The sequence below is a fragment of the Paenisporosarcina indica genome (assembly GCF_001939075.1).
Taxonomy (GTDB): Bacteria; Bacillota; Bacilli; order Bacillales_A; family Planococcaceae; genus Paenisporosarcina; species Paenisporosarcina indica.
Genome location: NZ_MPTA01000001.1, coordinates 545,632 through 562,419 on the forward strand (window position 1 = coordinate 545,632; position 16,788 = coordinate 562,419).

At 37.2% G+C, this 16,788-nt stretch carries 17 protein-coding genes and 1 riboswitch; of the genes, 14 read left to right on the forward strand and 3 right to left on the reverse strand.

What is annotated here, in order from left to right; all coding sequences use genetic code 11:
- Positions 1 to 25 precede the first annotated feature (25 nt).
- The 8 genes from resA (at position 26) to GY23_RS02620 (ending at position 8,786) form a co-directional block, all read left to right on the forward strand.
- Positions 26 to 562, forward strand: a complete 537-nt coding sequence (gene resA / locus GY23_RS02585; protein WP_075617643.1) for a thiol-disulfide oxidoreductase ResA — start codon at positions 26 to 28, stop codon at positions 560 to 562.
- 14 nt (positions 563 to 576) lie between these two features.
- The gene (gene resB / locus GY23_RS02590) at positions 577 to 2,235 is read left to right on the forward strand and encodes a cytochrome c biogenesis protein ResB (protein ID WP_075617644.1); all 1,659 of its coding nucleotides are present in this window, start codon (positions 577 to 579) and stop codon (positions 2,233 to 2,235) included.
- Positions 2,232 to 3,416 (forward strand): c-type cytochrome biogenesis protein CcsB, encoded by a 1,185-nt coding sequence (ccsB, locus tag GY23_RS02595; RefSeq protein WP_075617645.1) that lies wholly within the window; start codon positions 2,232 to 2,234, stop codon positions 3,414 to 3,416. The genes resB and ccsB overlap by 4 nt, the downstream gene beginning before the upstream one ends.
- 100 nt (positions 3,417 to 3,516) lie before the next feature.
- Positions 3,517 to 4,233 (forward strand): response regulator transcription factor, encoded by a 717-nt coding sequence (locus GY23_RS02600; protein WP_075617646.1) that lies wholly within the window; start codon positions 3,517 to 3,519, stop codon positions 4,231 to 4,233.
- Positions 4,226 to 6,007 (forward strand): ATP-binding protein, encoded by a 1,782-nt coding sequence (locus tag GY23_RS02605; protein WP_075617647.1) that lies wholly within the window; start codon positions 4,226 to 4,228, stop codon positions 6,005 to 6,007. Before GY23_RS02600 ends, GY23_RS02605 begins: the two co-directional genes overlap by 8 nt.
- Before the next feature lie 45 nt (positions 6,008 to 6,052).
- Positions 6,053 to 6,589, forward strand: a complete 537-nt coding sequence (sigX, locus tag GY23_RS02610) for an RNA polymerase sigma factor SigX (protein WP_075617648.1) — start codon at positions 6,053 to 6,055, stop codon at positions 6,587 to 6,589.
- Positions 6,582 to 7,844 (forward strand): hypothetical protein, encoded by a 1,263-nt coding sequence (locus tag GY23_RS02615; RefSeq protein ID WP_075617649.1) that lies wholly within the window; start codon positions 6,582 to 6,584, stop codon positions 7,842 to 7,844. The genes sigX and GY23_RS02615 overlap by 8 nt, the downstream gene beginning before the upstream one ends.
- Before the next feature lie 75 nt (positions 7,845 to 7,919).
- Positions 7,920 to 8,052, forward strand: a riboswitch (FMN riboswitch).
- Positions 8,053 to 8,207: 155 nt separating this feature from the next.
- Complete coding sequence (locus GY23_RS02620; RefSeq protein ID WP_075617650.1) at positions 8,208 to 8,786, forward strand: ECF transporter S component; 579 nt, start codon at positions 8,208 to 8,210, stop codon at positions 8,784 to 8,786.
- A gap of 81 nt (positions 8,787 to 8,867) precedes the next feature.
- On the opposite strand, the gene GY23_RS02625 is transcribed toward GY23_RS02620, so the two are convergent.
- The gene (locus tag GY23_RS02625; protein WP_075617651.1) at positions 8,868 to 9,116 is read right to left on the reverse strand and encodes a ferredoxin; all 249 of its coding nucleotides are present in this window, start codon (positions 9,114 to 9,116) and stop codon (positions 8,868 to 8,870) included.
- 107 nt (positions 9,117 to 9,223) lie between these two features.
- Here GY23_RS02625 and GY23_RS02630 point away from each other — a divergent pair, with 107 nt between their 5' ends.
- The 6 genes from GY23_RS02630 (at position 9,224) to GY23_RS02655 (ending at position 15,034) form a co-directional block, all read left to right on the forward strand.
- Positions 9,224 to 10,276, forward strand: coding sequence for a YpbB family protein (locus GY23_RS02630; protein ID WP_075617652.1), 1,053 nt, complete (start codon positions 9,224 to 9,226; stop codon positions 10,274 to 10,276).
- Positions 10,257 to 11,705, forward strand: a complete 1,449-nt coding sequence (locus GY23_RS02635; RefSeq protein WP_075617653.1) for a RecQ family ATP-dependent DNA helicase — start codon at positions 10,257 to 10,259, stop codon at positions 11,703 to 11,705. Before GY23_RS02630 ends, GY23_RS02635 begins: the two co-directional genes overlap by 20 nt.
- Positions 11,706 to 11,788: 83 nt before the next feature.
- Positions 11,789 to 12,412, forward strand: a complete 624-nt coding sequence (locus GY23_RS02640) for a LysM peptidoglycan-binding domain-containing protein (protein WP_075617654.1) — start codon at positions 11,789 to 11,791, stop codon at positions 12,410 to 12,412.
- A 73-nt stretch (positions 12,413 to 12,485) separates the two neighbouring features.
- Entirely contained in the window at positions 12,486 to 13,115 is a 630-nt protein-coding gene (locus GY23_RS02645; RefSeq protein ID WP_075617655.1) for a CBS domain-containing protein, read from the forward strand.
- Between the two features lie 77 nt (positions 13,116 to 13,192).
- Positions 13,193 to 13,957 carry a metallophosphoesterase gene (locus GY23_RS02650; protein WP_075617656.1) on the forward strand — a complete coding sequence of 255 codons (765 nt, stop codon included), beginning with the start codon at positions 13,193 to 13,195 and terminating at the stop codon, positions 13,955 to 13,957.
- 102 nt (positions 13,958 to 14,059) lie between these two features.
- The gene (locus GY23_RS02655) at positions 14,060 to 15,034 is read left to right on the forward strand and encodes a YpdA family putative bacillithiol disulfide reductase (RefSeq protein WP_075617657.1); all 975 of its coding nucleotides are present in this window, start codon (positions 14,060 to 14,062) and stop codon (positions 15,032 to 15,034) included.
- 73 nt (positions 15,035 to 15,107) lie between these two features.
- Here the strand turns inward: GY23_RS02655 and GY23_RS02660 are convergent, their stop codons facing one another.
- A complete protein-coding gene (locus GY23_RS02660; protein WP_084543943.1) occupies positions 15,108 to 15,590 on the reverse strand; it encodes a hypothetical protein in 483 nt (160 codons plus the stop codon).
- A gap of 230 nt (positions 15,591 to 15,820) precedes the next feature.
- Positions 15,821 to 16,786 carry an asparaginase gene (locus GY23_RS02665; RefSeq protein WP_075617658.1) on the reverse strand — a complete coding sequence of 322 codons (966 nt, stop codon included), beginning with the start codon at positions 16,784 to 16,786 and terminating at the stop codon, positions 15,821 to 15,823.
- Positions 16,787 to 16,788 lie beyond the last annotated feature (2 nt).

The following is a 16,788-nucleotide window of genomic DNA, read 5'->3' on the forward strand; positions in this document are numbered from 1 at the left end:
ATTTCGTAATAGGGAGGTTGGCTAAATGGCTCAGACGAAACAACAACGGTTAATTATGAGAACTGTCATCTTGGCAGTTCTAGTAGTTGCGATTGTTTATACGATATTCACCAGTGCTACAAAAGAAAAAGTAGCAGTTTTAAGCGTCGGTGACAAAGCACCTGATTTTACATTAGTTGATCTAAATGGTGAAGAGCATAGCTTGTCTAATTATAAAGGACAAGGTGTGTTTTTGAATTTCTGGGGAACCTGGTGTAAACCATGTGCAAAAGAAATGCCTGCAATGGACCGTCAGTATGAGGTGTTTAAAGACAAAGGCGTTCAAACTCTTGCTGTAAATATTGCTCAATCAGATTTTGAGGTCCAACGATTTACTGATCAATATGGTTTGGATTTTCCTGTTGTCATTGATAAAACAAAAAGTGTAATGGATGCATACAACATTAATCCATTACCTACCACAATGTTAATCAATCCACAGGGTAAGATTGAGAAGATTATCACAGGAGAAATGACAGAACAGGATATTGCTGCTTTTATGGAGCAAATTGCACCTGAATAAGGAGTTCACTTTAAATGAACAAGATACTATGTACTTGTGGGCATGAAAACCCAAAAGGAACAGTTTTATGTGGAAGCTGTGGGCGTCCACTTACAGAAGAAGCCTCAAACCAGAAACTAGTAGACATGCGGTATGAAGGTTCTGCACGCCGTTCACAAACCTTCAACAAATCGATTATTGATAAAGTTTGGAACTTTTTTTCTAGTGTGAAAGTAGGAGTTTCATTAATCGTCATTATTCTAGTGGCAGCTGCTATTGGGACCATTCTGCCTCAGGTATTTTATGTGCCTGCTACTGGGGAAGCAGAAATCGCTGCTTACTATGAACGTGTATACGGTACATTCGGAAAATTATATTATCAACTAGGTTTGTCTGATTTATATGGGTCGTGGTGGTTCCAAACATTGATTGGGATGCTCGGAATATCCCTTATTGTCGCAAGTTTAGACCGTGTCATTCCTTTGTATAAATCACTTAAAAAACAACGGACTCGTAGACATGAAAGCTTTATGAAACGCCAACGTATATTTGGAATTGGTGAGAACGCACTAGGCGAAAATACATTTGCAAAGAGTGAAGAAAAGTTAAAAAGTCTTGGGTATAATGTTAAACGTGAAGATGGAGCAGTCTTAGGTGAAAAAGCTCGCTTTTCCAGATGGGGCCCTTATATTAATCATTTAGGTTTGATTATCTTTTTATTTGGGGTGATGCTCCGTGCATTGCCAGGGTTTTATGTGGATGAAACCATGTGGCTTCGTGAAGGAGAAACAAGAGCGATTCCAGAGACACCAGGGTATTATCTTAAAAGCGATGAATTTATTTTAGAAACGTATGACAAAGAAAAAGCGGATGAAGTATTCAACGATGCAATTGAAAGAGTTGGTACGATTGCCTCAAACTATCAAACTGACGTAGTCCTTTATAAAAAACCTGAAGATGCATTACCAGGTCAAACCGACAAGTTAGAAGAAGTTAAGAAAGATTCAATCCAAGTAAATGAACCTTTGAAGTTTGAAGGATTTGCGGTTTATCAAATGGATTTCCGACTAGATGAACTTCGCAGTATGCAATTTAACTTGTCGAACAAAGCAACAGGGGAATCACTGGGTGATGTTTCAGTTGATTTAGTAGAACCTGAAATGTCTTATGATTTAGGGAATGGAAATAAAGTAGAGTTGCTAGGATACTATCCGGATTTCACTGGATTTGAAAATGGTGAACCTCAAACACAGTCGCCAATTCCAAATAATCCAGCATTTTTAGTGAAAATGACGACTCCAGAAACACCTAAAGGTGAAACAAGTTTTGTTGCGATTAAACAGACAGTTGAACCATTTGGTGAAAATAAATATAAACTTGAGTTTAATAACGTGGAAACACGCGATGTTTCAGGTTTAACCATTCGAAAAGATAAAACTCTATGGGTTTTAGCCCTTGGTGGATTAATATTTATGATTGGTGTAGCACAAGGTTCGTATTGGAATCACCGTCGAATTTGGATACATGAAACAAAAGATGGACATATTGCGGTAGCTGCACATACGAATAAAAACTGGTTGTCGGTCAAAAAAGACTTGGATCAAGTAACGTTAGTAGCAAATCTACCTCCTTACATTGACCAACATGATTTAGAAGCATTAGAGGAAAAAAAGGATGGTGAGAAATCGTCATGACACTAGTCTCAGTTAGCGGGAATTTATTGTTTATCGCTTTTGTTTGTTATTTAGCTGCCACACTATTTTTTGGTGGTGCAGTAAAAAGTTCCACGAAAGAAATTGCGACTTCTGAAAAACGATGGGGTCGTATTGGGATCATTATCACGATTATCGGGTTTATTTCAAATCTAGGTTATTTTGTTACACGCTGGATTGCTGCAGGACATGCGCCAGTAAGTAACTTGTTTGAATTTACAACAGCATTTGGAATGATGATTGTTGGTTCGTTTATTTTAATTTATTTTCTTTATAAAACCCCGCTACTTGGATTATTCGCTTTACCAATTGCGGTTATAATCATTGGTTTTGCTAGTATGTTTCCAACTGATATCAATCCATTAATCCCGGCACTTAAAAGCTATTGGTTATACGTGCATGTTATTACAGCTGCGCTTGGAGAATCAATATTGGCTATGAGTGCCGTGGCAGGATTAATTTATCTCACTAAAAATATAGACCTTACCAAAAAATCAAAACAACGTTTTTGGTTAGAGGCCGTCATGCTTACTTTGGTACTTGTATTAGGATTTGTGGCTTCCACCACTACTTTCAAAGTGATGGATTATGAAGCATCATTTAACTATATCGATAAAGAAGAAAAAGCAGATGAGATTACGTACAATGTACCGCCTATATTCGGAATGAACGAATACGAAGCATTAACACCTGGTACGATGACACCACTGGTGGAAACACCACCGATTGTAAACGCGAAGAAATTAACGACAGTTACATGGTCCTTAATTTTCGGACTTGTATTGTATGTTTTAATTCGATTAATCATTCGAAAACCAATTGCAGCACTATTGCAACCACTCGCTAAAAAAGCGAATTCGCAATTAATGGATGAAATTGGTTACCGAGCTGTATTGATCGGCTTCCCTGTATTTACATTAGGAGCACTGATTTTTGCCATGATTTGGGCACAAGAGGCGTGGTCCAGATTCTGGGGATGGGATCCTAAAGAGGTATGGGCTCTCATTACATGGTTGTTCTATGCAGCATTCTTACATCTTCGTTTATCTAAAGGGTGGCAAGGGGAAAAATCTGCTTGGTTGGCTGTAATTGGCTTTATTATCATCATGTTTAACTTGATTGCGGTTAATTTAATTATTGCTGGTTTACATTCTTATGCCTAATATAGAAGCCTTTTCCTTCAATGGGAAGGGCTTTTCTTTCTTTTTAATACCGGCAACTGTACAATAATTGATAGAGATAGTTCGAAAGGGGTTACCCATAATGTCAGAAGATATTGCTGTATTAGTGGTAGATGACGAAGATCGTATTCGTCGCTTATTAAAAATGTATTTAGAACGTGAAGGTTATGTAGTAGATGAAGCTGAAAATGGTGCTATGGCAATAGAGATGGCAATGGAAAAAGATTATCATTGTATATTGCTAGATATTATGATGCCTGAAAAAGATGGTTTAGAAGTATTAGAAGAGCTACGCGAACAAAAAACCACGCCGATTCTATTATTAACAGCAAAAGGCGAGGAAGCCAATCGGATTTCGGGATTTGAATTAGGTGCTGATGATTATATTGTAAAACCATTCAGTCCACGTGAAGTAGTCCTTCGTGTAAAAGCCGTTTTGCGTCGTTCAGTATCTATTGCACCAATTTCGACTTCAACGGTTTCAAAAGATCTCGTTGTTTTTCCGAATTTAACAATTGATCACGATGCGCACCGAGTAACAGCGGATGGAACTGAAGTAAATCTAACTCCAAAAGAGTATGAGCTTTTATACTTTTTAGCAAAAGCACCGGATAAAGTATTTGATCGTGAACAGTTATTAAAAGAAGTCTGGCATTATGATTTCTTTGGAGACTTACGAACTGTGGATACACATGTTAAGCGTTTAAGAGAAAAACTTAATCGAGTATCTGAAAAAGCAGCCAAGATGATCGTGACCGTCTGGGGTGTCGGATACAAATTCGAGGTAATCAATGAATAGAATATGGAACAGCGTTGTCGGGAAGCTATGGGTAACCATATTGCTTCTCGTTTCGTTTGTATTATTTATCATTACAATCTTAATGCTAGAATTCTTAGGGAATTATCATAGTCAGCAAGCCGAAGTGACTTTACGCCAGGAAGCTGGAACCATTGCTCGTATAGTGGATGATCACGATAATGTAGATACGTCACTTGACATTATCTCAGTTATATTAGGTCCTGGAACCAATGCACTTATTTCGAAAGAACCACGTGAAGTTTCATTGACACTGCATGAAGGTGAAAATGGGGAATTGATTCACGAATACATTATGAAAGACAAAACACTTAATAGAGTGTTTCAATCATCTGAACCAATTTTGAAGGAAATGATTTTGCCTTCATTAACGAACAAAAATCAAATGGAATCATACTATGTGTTGGCTTCTCCATTAAATGTAGAAAATGAACTGCATGGGGCAGTCTTTATTTATCAAAGTTTAGACGTGATCCACCAAACAACAAAGAAAACGACAAACATCGTCTTTCTATCCGCATTCATAGCCTTTATTTTAACCACTTTTTTTGCTTTTTTCTTATCCACAAGAATCACTTCACCTCTTCGAAAAATGCGTGAAGCAGCGTTTGAGTTATCAAAAGGGAATTTTGATTCAAAGGTACCGGTCTTGCAAAATGACGAAATAGGTCAACTTGCAACCGCGTTTAATCAAATGGGTCGTCAGCTAAAACATCACTTGGAAGTAATTAATCAAGAAAAAGAACAACTTTCCAGTATTTTGACATCTATGACAGATGCGGTCATTACATTTAATCGTGATCACACCATCTTATTAAGTAACCCTCAAGCAGACAAATTGCTACAAAAATGGTTCTTTCGGATGGGGAATAGTACTAGTCAGCCAATTCCGATGGAGATGGACCATATGTTAGATCATGTGCTGCATTTAGAAGAGGAAATTAATGAAGAACTAGAAATGGAAGGAAGCTATTACGCGATTTCTATTAGTCCACTATATAGTGGGGATTCAATTCGTGGGGCAGTTGCAGTCCTTCGAGACATGACCGAACAACATCGCCTTGACAAGCTACGATCAGATTTTATCGCGAATGTATCCCATGAATTGAGAACGCCTATTGCTATGCTTCAAGGATATAGTGAAGCGATTGTGGATGAGATTGTCACATCTGAAGAAGAACGAAACGAAATGATGAAAATCATTTATGAAGAATCACAACGTATGGGACGATTAGTTACAGATTTACTTGATTTGGCTAGAATGGAATCCGGTAGGATGAGGCTCTATAAAGAAAATGTCGCTGTTGCACAAGTAATGGAAAGAATTACACAGAAGTTTTCACAAGTTGCCAAAGAATCTAATATTAATTTGGAGTTTGTAAATAGGATTTCACCTCAATTAACTGCAGAAATAGATGTGGATCGAATCGAACAAGTTTTGACCAACTTAGTCGATAACGCCATTCGGTACACGCCGAATGAAGGAAAAGTTTCAGTAAGTGTCGAACAACACAAAGCATTCGTTAAAATAAGTGTGCAAGATACTGGAACAGGAATTCCATCAGAGGATCTTCCGTATGTATTTGAGAGATTTTACAAAGCGGACAAATCAAGGATGCGTGGTAAGGGCGGAACTGGATTAGGACTCGCGATTGCAAAGAATATGGTAGAATCCCATGATGGGGACATTACCGTGCAGAGCATAGAGAATAAAGGAACCATTTTTACTTTTACATTACCAATAAAAAACTTGTAACTTTTTTATTCAATGAAACGACTAATTTATGAACGGGGGGAGTTTATGAATGACTCCGTTTTTCACAGACTATATGACCAGTACCACCAAGATGTTTTTCAATTCTTAATGTACATGGTGAAAAATAGACAGACTGCAGAAGACTTAATGCATGAAGTATATATTCGAGTGTTAAAAGCTTATAGCAAGTTTGAAGGCAAAAGTTCGGAGAAAACCTGGTTGTTTTCAATTGCTAAAAATGTGGCAATCGATCATTTTCGAAAATCGACCGTACGCAAGAAACACGCTTTTGATTTTTTTAACTGGGAAAAACAAGAGTTAAAGTCTCCTGATGCACTGCCGGAAGAATTAGCTGAAATGAATGATGAAATGAAGCAATTGTTATTAGCATTAGATGAATGTACAGGCGATCAAAAAATGGTCATTATTATGCGGTATTTCCAAGACTTATCCATAACTGAAACAGCACAAGTATTGGGCTGGACAGAAGGAAAAGTAAAGACCACACAACACCGTGCCATTCAAAAACTGCGGGATCGATTATCTGGGCATTCGGATAGGAGGCAAGTTCACGATGAGTAACAATAAATGGAGTGAACAGAAAATTGATGATTTACTTAGCCAAGCGCCCAAACTGCAAGACACACGTTCAAAAGATGAAGTGTTCAAACGGTTATCGGAAGATCCAAGATTGAAAACACAAGTTCCCAAAAAGCGGACTACATGGATTCCCTCAGCAGTAGCAGCAGCTGCGGTTCTTACATTGTGTTTGTTTACAGCCACCATGTTGAATCAACCGAATGAATCCGCTGAGATGGCAAAAGATCAAGGAGAAGTTTCCAGGGAGACTTCAAGTCAAGATAGTTCGGAAGACGCCTCGATGACGATGATGAAAGTTGAAGAAGCTGAAATCACTGAGGGAAGTTCTGATGAAATGATAGAAGCAAAATTAGAAAATGAACACACATTTTTGTCAAAGGCATCAACAGGGAATCAATTGACGGCAGTTTACCCGGATGAAGTGACTGATGATGTTACGGTCTTCCGGCTTGGTATGGCAGGGGATGCGGCAAATAGCGTTCCTGTGACCTTTCTAATTCCTAACAGTCAAATTGCTGCTGATTTCGGTGATAGAAAGCCAACATCATTAGAATTGTATCAAACGTATGCACCTCGGATCGATGAGGAATCTTTAGGTTTTACTGATTATCACCCTTATAAAGGTTCTTTTTCAGTTCAAGGAGATTCCTTACATCATACTCTCCCTAAAGATCATGCGTATGATACAGCTTCCGGCACCATCACCGTTTTTTTTCAATCCTTGAGTGAAACATTCCATGATTATTCTCAAATCGAATTTTTAAATGAAGATGGAACCAATGTGGAATTTGATCAAGCGGGTGAACCAAGTAAACCTACGGTGCTAGACGGGACCATCAATCATTCTGCTTATTATCTTTTCCGACAATCAAATAAAAATGTTTACTTAACACCAAACTTTGGGCAATCTTCTATTTCGTTGTCTGAAGCACTTCTACAAATGAAAGAAAAACCGAATGATGTTTACGAATCAGTGATACCCGAAGGGGTTAATTTTGAAGTGAAAAATGCAGGTGACATAACCCAAGTCGTTTTCTCACAGCCATTGGACCTGGAGAAAATGAATGCCCAAACAGCGACATATCTGATTGAAGGATTATTGCTGACAGGTGCAAGTTTTGGGGAATCGTTACAATTTGAAAATATTGTGCAACCAAATTGGAATGGCTTTGATTTTACCAAACCATTGCCTATGCCATTGGGTGCAAATGAAAGTCCCTTTTTGTTAAAAGAATAAATACACCCATTCGTAAGCTCAAGTAGTTTACAAATGGGTTTTTTTTCTTATAGTATACTATGTAAGTTAATATTGATTCATCTTCGGGGCAGGGTGAAATTCCCGATCGGCGGTAATAGGAGAACGATTCCTTAAGCCCGCGAGCCGTAAGGCAGGATTTGGTGCAATTCCAAAGCCGACAGTATAGTCTGGATGGGAGAAGGTGAAGGTGCGGTCGTTTTTCGTTCTGTCATTTAACGAGACGCCTATTTAAGTGCGCCTTTCTACTCCCCTAAGCGATAACGGCTTATGGGATTTTTTTGATGGGACAAAGCGAACGAACTTTTCTTCTTGTGGAGTGAATCGACAAAAGGAGAGAGTAATATGAAGAACACTAAATTACGTATTATGATTGCGGTTGGGATGTTAAGTAGTATTTCATTTGTACTGATGCTTTTCAACTTTCCATTACCCGTATTACCATCGTTTTTGAAAATCGATTTTAGTGATGTACCTGCACTCATTGCAGCGGTCATCATGGGTCCTGTAGCTGGGATCTTAGTCGCGCTTTTTAAAAATGTTTTATATTGGATGTTTAGTGGAAGTCCAACAGGTGTTCCAGTTGGTGAAATGGCCAACTTTGCAACGAGCATATTGTTTATAATACCGGTCTATATGATTTATCGGAAAGTTACAACTACAAAAGGTTTAGCAATTGGATTAAGTGCTGGAGTATTTGCAATGGCACTTGGCATGAGCGTATTGAACTATGCCGTATTCCTACCGATGTACACTTACTTCTTGAACTATCCAGCAGAAACTGGAGATGCATTATTTAAATCGATTGTACTTGGAATATTACCATTCAACTTAATTAAAGGTGTACTACTTTCAATGGTAATCTTTGTTCTTTTTAAAACAATGAAAAGTTGGTTAGATAAACAGCGTATACAATTTTCATAAAGTCATAATAAAAAGCTACGGAAGAAAACTTCCGTAGCTTTTTTGTGTCTTACATAGCAGACCATGCTTCTACACTTTTTACTATTCGTATTTTAAAGCGTCTCCATCAAATGATTCGTCAGCTACTTTAATTGAATCTGTAGGACAGCCTTCAAACGCATCTTGCATGTCTTCTTCTAGTTCATCTGGAACTTCAGTAGTTCCCATGTTATTATCTAAAATAACAAAGGCAATTCCTTCGTCATCATAATCATAGATATCTGGAGCAGCAGCCCCACACGCGCCACATGCAATACATGTATCTTTATCTACAATAGTATATTTAGCCATGTTAAACCTCTCCTTTTTCTCCGTCCGCTTGAAAAAGCTTTCGTACTTATTCTAATCATGTTTTATGCAATTTTCAACCTAAATACTCATCGATTGGAGGAAGGTCTGTGCTATTCCAACAAATTATCTTACATATGGTCCATCGTTTAAATGGAGAAAGAACAATCTCTGCTCCTTTTCATTTACTTAGAGGGAAACGTTCAGGACAAACGATTCAAGATGTTAAGAGCTTTGGTTTTACAAAGTACTTTTCATTATTTCCAAAACTATCTAAAGAGTCATACGACCAAACCATTCAACTAATGATTCAATCGGGGCTGTTGATTGTAAATGAGGATTCCATTCCGCATACTACTAAACTCGGGCAATTAGAGCTGCGACAGCTACCAAAACTTAAATTAAATGGCTGGTTATATAGAGGAAATGAACGATTATTTTTTCAACGGCTTTCTTTAGTAACTCAGACATTATCACATGTACAGGCTAAAAGTATGGCATTCACCCCTGTGCAAAAGGACGATAAAATTCAACAATGGGTACGGCAATTCCTAAGAAGTGTTCCATATCAATCAACTACATTTATTCAGCAATTTTATCAAGAATTATCCACTGTATTTCAGTCGCCAAATCTATCAGATCAACATTTGACAATTTTGTGTCATCGATTATCAGGGTTTGAAGTAAGTGGAATTACATGGCAACAATTATCGCATGCATTAAAAACCGATGAGCTAGACTTACAAATAAGATTCTATGAATGCTTACACATCTTACTTGATGAAATACTATCTAATCCTCAATTAGTTATATTGTGTAAAATAAGTGAAGGAATAAAGACAACCACCCCGTTAACAGATTCTGCAAAGAAAACATCAGAACTTCACCAACAAGGCTATTCTTTTGAACAGATTGTTACTATGCGGCAATTAAAAACGAGTACAATCGAGGATCATTTCGTGGAAATGGCAATGAATAATCCATCATTCTCGATCAAAGTTTTTTTTCCGAATGTCGATTCAAATATGTTGATTCAACAAGTTAGAAATCAACAGACCAAAAAATTACGCACGTTAAAAAATGCTTATCCTACATATTCCTACTTTCAGTTACGATTATTATTAGTAATGGGCGGTGATTCAAATGACAAAGAATCTTTATAAGGTACTTAATGATAAATTTGGTTTTTCATCTTTTAGAAAAGGTCAGAAAGAAATTATTGAAAGTATATTAAATGAGGAAGATGTTGTAGCCATAATGCCTACAGGTATGGGGAAATCCCTATGTTATCAAATTCCTGGATATCTCATGCCGCATACCGTAATTATTATTTCCCCTTTGCTATCATTAATGCAGGATCAAGTCGAACAATTGAAAAAAAGGGGTGAAAAGCGAGTTGTTGCGTTCAACTCTTTTTTAACACCACTTGAAAAACAACAATTTTTACAACGAATCGAATCCTATAAATTCATTTTTTTGTCACCAGAAATGTTGATGCAAGACCTAGTTAAAGCAAAACTACAAAGTATTCCTATTTCCCTTATTGTTGCGGATGAAGCACATTGTATTTCACAATGGGGGTACGATTTTCGCCCGGACTATTTGAGATTAGGTGAGTGGTTACACGAACCGACCCGACCTCCGATCTTGGCATTAACAGCTACAGCGACACAACAAGTCATGAATGATATTACACTCCATTTAAACATGGTAAATCCTACTTATCACATGCAATCACTTGATCGACCTAATATTCGATACTCAACTGTTGAAGTAGATTCATCTCATCATAAATTTGAGTCTATACTCAAACAAATTGAAAGTTATTCTGGTCCTGGAATTCTGTATACACAATCTCGGAAGAAAGCCGACGAGTACGCGCTTAAATTAAGTGCAGCAGGAATACGGATTGCATCCTATCATGCAGGAATGGATCAAGTGGATCGAATGTTTGTTCAGCAACAATTTTTACAGAATGAAATTGAATGGGTATGTGCTACGAATGCATTTGGGATGGGTGTACATAAAGACGATGTTCGACAAGTTATCCATGATCATTTTCCATCATCAGTCGCAAATTATGCCCAAGAAGTGGGACGAGCTGGAAGAGATGGAACAGACGCACTAGCAACTTTATTTTATACAATTGACGATGAACATCGCACAATTTTTGTTGCAACTAACGATTTTCCTGAAGAAATTCACGTTAAAATCTTTAATGAGAACAAATATAACGGAATGAGCGCCAATCAATTAGTGTCACAAGGATTACTATCTGAAAACCACGTGCGAATACTCGATTATTGGTCCGCACGGAAAACGGAAGAAGATACAATTTCTATGCTTCAGCAATTGAGACAAGAAAAAGTTCAACAAATCCATAGAATGAAAGAAATCATTACAAATTCATTATGTATCCGACATCAAATCGTGCAAACATTTGGTCAACAATTAGCAGACAAACCTCAAAATTGTTGCTCAAAGTGCGGGTTGAATACAGATGAAATTGTTCATTCTTCCCAAGAACGTTCTCAACAGATATTGTTAAGTCCATGGCAAAATAGATTATCTTTATTATTCCCAAGGGGTTAATAATAAAGTGAGGTTTGATTTACTTTTTCTCCAAATTTCGGCATAATAAGTACAGACGAAACGTAGAATAGGAGTTTATTGTAATGAATAAAGATGATTATCAAAATAAAATAGAAGAACATCGAAAACCTATTGAAATTAATAGTGCTGAAGAGCCAAATACACGTAAATCTAGACGTACTAATCCTTCCGTGTCAAAACAATCTAAAAAACAAAAACGAAATTATCTATTACCGATCTTGTTCTTTTTCTTTATCCTAATCCCAGTGTCTTTTTTAATTTATGTATTTGTCTTCTATCAACCAAGTTCGAATGGAGTAACTGTTGTCGACAATAGTCAAGTTCAATACGAACAAAATGAAAAAGAGGATGTAGCTGACACTAGTCCAGATGATGAAAGCACTGATCCACTAGCGTCTGATGTAGATCCAAAAGATTCAGAAGCGAGTGAGGAAACAACAATACCTGAAGAAACAACAGTACCAGAAGACCAACCGGCGGCACCCCCTGTTGAACAGCCTTCAGAAGTTCCTTCCGAACCACAGCCGACCTCAGATAAAACACATGTGGTACAGCCTGGTGAAAACCTTTACCGTATTGCCTTAAAATACTACCCTTCAGGTGGTGGAGTAGATCTAATCAAATCTGCAAATAACTTAACTTCTGACTCGATATCATCCGGTCAAACATTAATTATTCCGAATTAAATGTTTTAAAAAAGGAGTAAAGGGAATTTTGTAGAATAGTTAATACGTACTGAAATGAGAATGAGGTGACTGAATGTTTGCGAAAAGTGTAATGATACCAAAAGAAAAATGTATCACAATCGAAACAACCGAGTCTTTGCAGACGGCATTAGACTTATTGGAGAAAAATCAAATTGACGCATTACCAGTTTTAGAGAATGGAATATATAAAGGGATATTGAATCGTTATATTGCCTATAGAGCTTTTTACTATTGCGGTCTAAGCAAAGATGAATTTCAGGCGCAAACGTCTCTAATGGACGTTGTGACAAGAGAAGATATTTATTTAAACATTGAAGCTGTGTTTGAAGATTCTTTGATCCTACTTAATGATTTTCCAATAATTGCCGTTGTGGAGGAGAATCAATTCTTGGGGTTAGTGACACGTTTTGACATTATGGATCAGTTCCGCAGCGCATTTGGAATGGATCGCCCTGGCGTCCGCATTACATTTACTTCTGTAGAAACAAAAGGTCAAATTGCACGCGTTTCGGATATTATTCAAAAGTTTCATGAGTCAGTTATCTCGTTAGTTACATTTGATGAGTCAGACAAGTTACTGCGAAGAATTGTCTTGAAGATCGAGAAACGTGATAATATTCAAAAATTCCTGAATGAACTTGATCGCTCAGGATTCCGTGTATTGCACATGGAAGAAGATTGATTCATAGACTATGAAATAGCTCAATGTAAGGGGAAGGGGAGACCCTCCTCTTTTTATTTTGATTAAGGGGTGAGTGAATGCGTTATTTAATAACCATGATGGGTGTGATTTTTAGTATTCCTCTTTTCATGTTTAAAAAAGCATTTGAAACAAATGTTCTTCATCAAGAAATTGAGGTGGAATCTGTAAAGCAAGAAACTTTTCGACTTTTTTTTATTTCAGATATTCATCGGAGGAAGATATCAAATCGGCTAATTGAAAAAGTTGGTTCGGATATTAAGGCCGTGATCATCGGAGGAGATTTAGCCGAAAGAGGAGTTTCATTGGAACAAATCGAAGAAAATATTAAACAACTCGCGAAAATCGGACCACTAATTTATGTATGGGGAAACAATGACCGTGAAGTTGGCGAACGCCATATTCGCAAATTCATTCTTAATGAGGGTGGCATTCTACTAGAAAATGAGGCAATCTGTCTACAAAATCAGCGTGAGCAACTATGGATTGTTGGGATTGATGATGTTTCTTCTGGACGTGCAAATATTGAAAAAAGCTTTGCTAAGGTACCGGAAAGAGAGACTGTTGTTTTTGTCTCACATACCCCATTCGTCTTTAATAAAGTAATAGAACGTTATAAGCCGAGTGTGCTACTTGCTGGTCACACCCATGGTGGACAAATTCGAGTAGGTAAATGGGGTTATTATCAGCGTGGAACCCTAAAGTCAGAGAACAACGTCGTAACATTGATTAGTAACGGTTTTGGAACTACTTTTATGCCGCTGCGTTTAGGTGCGCCTGCTGAGTGTCATATCTTGTCGATTATGCCCTTGCAAAACGAATGACTGTACAAATGAAATGTAAATCCTCTTAGTTGTATAGTTCGTCAGGTTCTCCTATCATTATGTTTAGGTAGGAGAATTTCTATTTAAAGGAAGTGTAGAAAAATGAAAAATGTAAACGCAATTGTCGTCGGAGGGGGACCCTGTGGTCTAGCAACTGCAATAGCCTTACAAAATATTGGTGTCTCATCGATTATTATTGAAAAAGGGAATGTAGTGGAAGCAATATATAAATATCCCACACATCAAACATTTTTTAGTACAAGCGAAAAATTAGCAATCGGGGATGTCCCTTTTATTATTGAAGGACGCAAGCCTAAACGTAATCAAGCTCTTGTTTATTATCGTGAAGTAGCAAAAATGAAAAAATTACAGGTCCATCGATATGAAACGGTCGAGCGAGTTGAGAAACAGAAGGATACCTTTGTAGTGTATACATCAAAATCCACCTATAAAACAGCAAATGTTATTATTGCGACTGGCTATTATGACCACCCTAATTTGCTTGGAATTCCTGGTGAAGACCTGCCAAAAGTAAGTCATTACTTTAAAGAGGGGCATCCATATTTTGACACCGATGTGGTAGTAATTGGTGGTAAGAATTCAAGTATTGATGCCGCTCTAGAATTACATAAGGCTGGTGCTAGAGTAACTGTAGTATATAGAGGGTCTGAATATTCAAGCAGTATCAAACCGTGGATATTGCCTGAGTTTGAAGGGTTGGTTAGAAGTGGAGAAATTAATATGCTTTTCGATTCTCATGTCGAGCAAATAACATATGAAAAAGTTCGAATCCGTCAACACGAGAAAATGTATGACATTAACAATGATTTTGTATTTGCAATGATTGGGTATCACCCAGACCATGACTTTTTGAAAAATATGGGTGTCCAAATTGATGAACTGTCAGGAAGACCACTGATAAATGAAAGTACGATGGAATCTAACATAGAGAACCTATATATTGCAGGTGTCTTAGCGGCCGGGAACAATGCCAATGAAATATTTATTGAAAACGGACGGTTCCACGGAGAATTAATTGCAAATTCAATCTTGCAAAAAGAAAAGCTGCCAAAATAATGGCGGCTTTTCTTTTGGTGTATTGTTGGATTTCTATTTCTTGAAAGTCATTCAATCTACTATCTCGAGTTTTTTAATCTTCCGTTATTTCAACATTATTTTCTTCAGCTAATTGCTGGACTGATTTTATAAAGTTTCTCATTTCCGAGCGACCTTCGGATAACATATGATTCGCATCACTAATTAAATCATAATCTTGTGCTTCAAGAGCTGCTAAAACTTTAATGATTGCATTATATTGAGTATTGGTTGCTTCAAGATAAAGTTCGTGAACTTGTATTACTTCCGGTGTGTCAGGATCTATTGCTTCGGCTTCTTCTATAAGGATTTGATAGGCAGGAAGAACAACTTCTATAAGGTGAAGATACATATCTTCATCATTGGTGTAGTTAGAACCAGTTACACTTTCATACTCGCTAATTGCTTTAGTTTCTAGATCAATAATTGAGGACATATCGTTATTAATATAGTTCAAAAGATCATCTTGAACTTGATTACCACAACCAGCTAATCCTAAAAATAAACCAAAAACCATGAACAAAGCCGTTTTCTTCACAATAATCCCCTTTGTTTTTATTTCGAAAAAGGAAAGCGAAATACTTCTTCATGTTGAACCGTGATATGAATGAATCACGCCTATTTATGGTTTCATCTCGCTGTATTTATTGACCACTTCATTTATATGAGAAGGCTACATTGAAAAGGACTTAACATTCAATAAATTTCGATGATCCAACGGGCTTGTAAACTGTGAAAGCGAAAGCTAACCCCAAAAAGGAAATAATTCTAATAGTTGAATATGGTTGAAATAGAATTTTTCACATGGGGATCAGAGAGTCCGATGAGTAATTTAATTCGTGCTTTTTGGCCGCTTAACCCATGAGCAAACAAAATACCCATTTTTTCTAACATTTTTCCGCCGCCTTCATATCCATAAACAGGTTGAGCAATTCCGTTGTAACATCTTGATACCAAAACAATAGGAATACTTTGTTCTATAAGCTGTTGAATTGCTGGTATAATTGCAGGAGGTACATTCCCCTGCCCTAACCCTTCCAAAACCACTCCGTCGTACCCTGACTTGCCTACATGTAAGAGTAAATCAGCTTCCATTCCTGCATACACTTTGAAGAGAGCGATTTTTTTACTGATATTGCTCACATCATACGTTTCTTGACGAATTGGAGAATGGTGGAAGTGTACACCTGTTTTAGTAATTAGTCCAAGGGGTCCATATTGTGGACTTTGGAAAGTGGATACATTGCTGGTCGATGTTTTCGTGACATTTTGAGCAGTATGAATTTCATCATTCATCACGACAAGTACACCTTTGCCAAACGTATCATCGGAGATTGCTACTCGTACTGCAGATACCAAATTATAAACACCATCTGCACCAATTTCATTTGATGATCTCATGGCACCCGTTAAAATAATCGGGACATCACTTTTTATTGTTAAATCAAGGAAATAAGCGGTTTCTTCTAAAGTATCTGTACCATGTGTAATGACGATTCCTTCCACATCATATGATGATAATTGTTCATCGATAATTACTTTAAGTTTCAACATCTCCTTTGGTGTCATATGGGGAGAAGGTAAATTGAAGGCATTGATTTCATGAATATTCGCGTATTGCATCAAAGTGTGTATTTCAGCTGTGATTGGATTCGTCTCTCCTTGTATTACAGCTCCATTCATTACATGCATCGAAATTGTACCACCTGTATGAATTACTACTATTTTTTTCATGT

Excerpts from the sequence above, each read along its gene's own strand:
- resA (WP_075617643.1), top strand. The coding sequence starts at position 26 with ATGGCTCAGACGAAACAACAACGGTTAATTATGAGAACTGTCATCTTG.
- GY23_RS02620 (WP_075617650.1), top strand. The coding sequence starts at position 8,208 with ATGAAGAACACTAAATTACGTATTATGATTGCGGTTGGGATGTTAAGT.
- GY23_RS02605 (WP_075617647.1), top strand. The coding sequence starts at position 4,226 with ATGAATAGAATATGGAACAGCGTTGTCGGGAAGCTATGGGTAACCATA.
- GY23_RS02640 (WP_075617654.1), top strand. The coding sequence starts at position 11,789 with ATGAATAAAGATGATTATCAAAATAAAATAGAAGAACATCGAAAACCT.
- GY23_RS02665 (WP_075617658.1), bottom strand. The coding sequence starts at position 16,786 with ATGAAAAAAATAGTAGTAATTCATACAGGTGGTACAATTTCGATGCAT.
- GY23_RS02615 (WP_075617649.1), top strand. The coding sequence starts at position 6,582 with ATGAGTAACAATAAATGGAGTGAACAGAAAATTGATGATTTACTTAGC.
- sigX (WP_075617648.1), top strand. The coding sequence starts at position 6,053 with ATGAATGACTCCGTTTTTCACAGACTATATGACCAGTACCACCAAGAT.
- resB (WP_075617644.1), top strand. The coding sequence starts at position 577 with ATGAACAAGATACTATGTACTTGTGGGCATGAAAACCCAAAAGGAACA.
- GY23_RS02635 (WP_075617653.1), top strand. The coding sequence starts at position 10,257 with ATGACAAAGAATCTTTATAAGGTACTTAATGATAAATTTGGTTTTTCA.
- ccsB (WP_075617645.1), top strand. The coding sequence starts at position 2,232 with ATGACACTAGTCTCAGTTAGCGGGAATTTATTGTTTATCGCTTTTGTT.
- GY23_RS02655 (WP_075617657.1), top strand. The coding sequence starts at position 14,060 with ATGAAAAATGTAAACGCAATTGTCGTCGGAGGGGGACCCTGTGGTCTA.
- GY23_RS02645 (WP_075617655.1), top strand. The coding sequence starts at position 12,486 with ATGTTTGCGAAAAGTGTAATGATACCAAAAGAAAAATGTATCACAATC.
- GY23_RS02600 (WP_075617646.1), top strand. The coding sequence starts at position 3,517 with ATGTCAGAAGATATTGCTGTATTAGTGGTAGATGACGAAGATCGTATT.
- GY23_RS02625 (WP_075617651.1), bottom strand. The coding sequence starts at position 9,116 with ATGGCTAAATATACTATTGTAGATAAAGATACATGTATTGCATGTGGC.
- GY23_RS02650 (WP_075617656.1), top strand. The coding sequence starts at position 13,193 with ATGCGTTATTTAATAACCATGATGGGTGTGATTTTTAGTATTCCTCTT.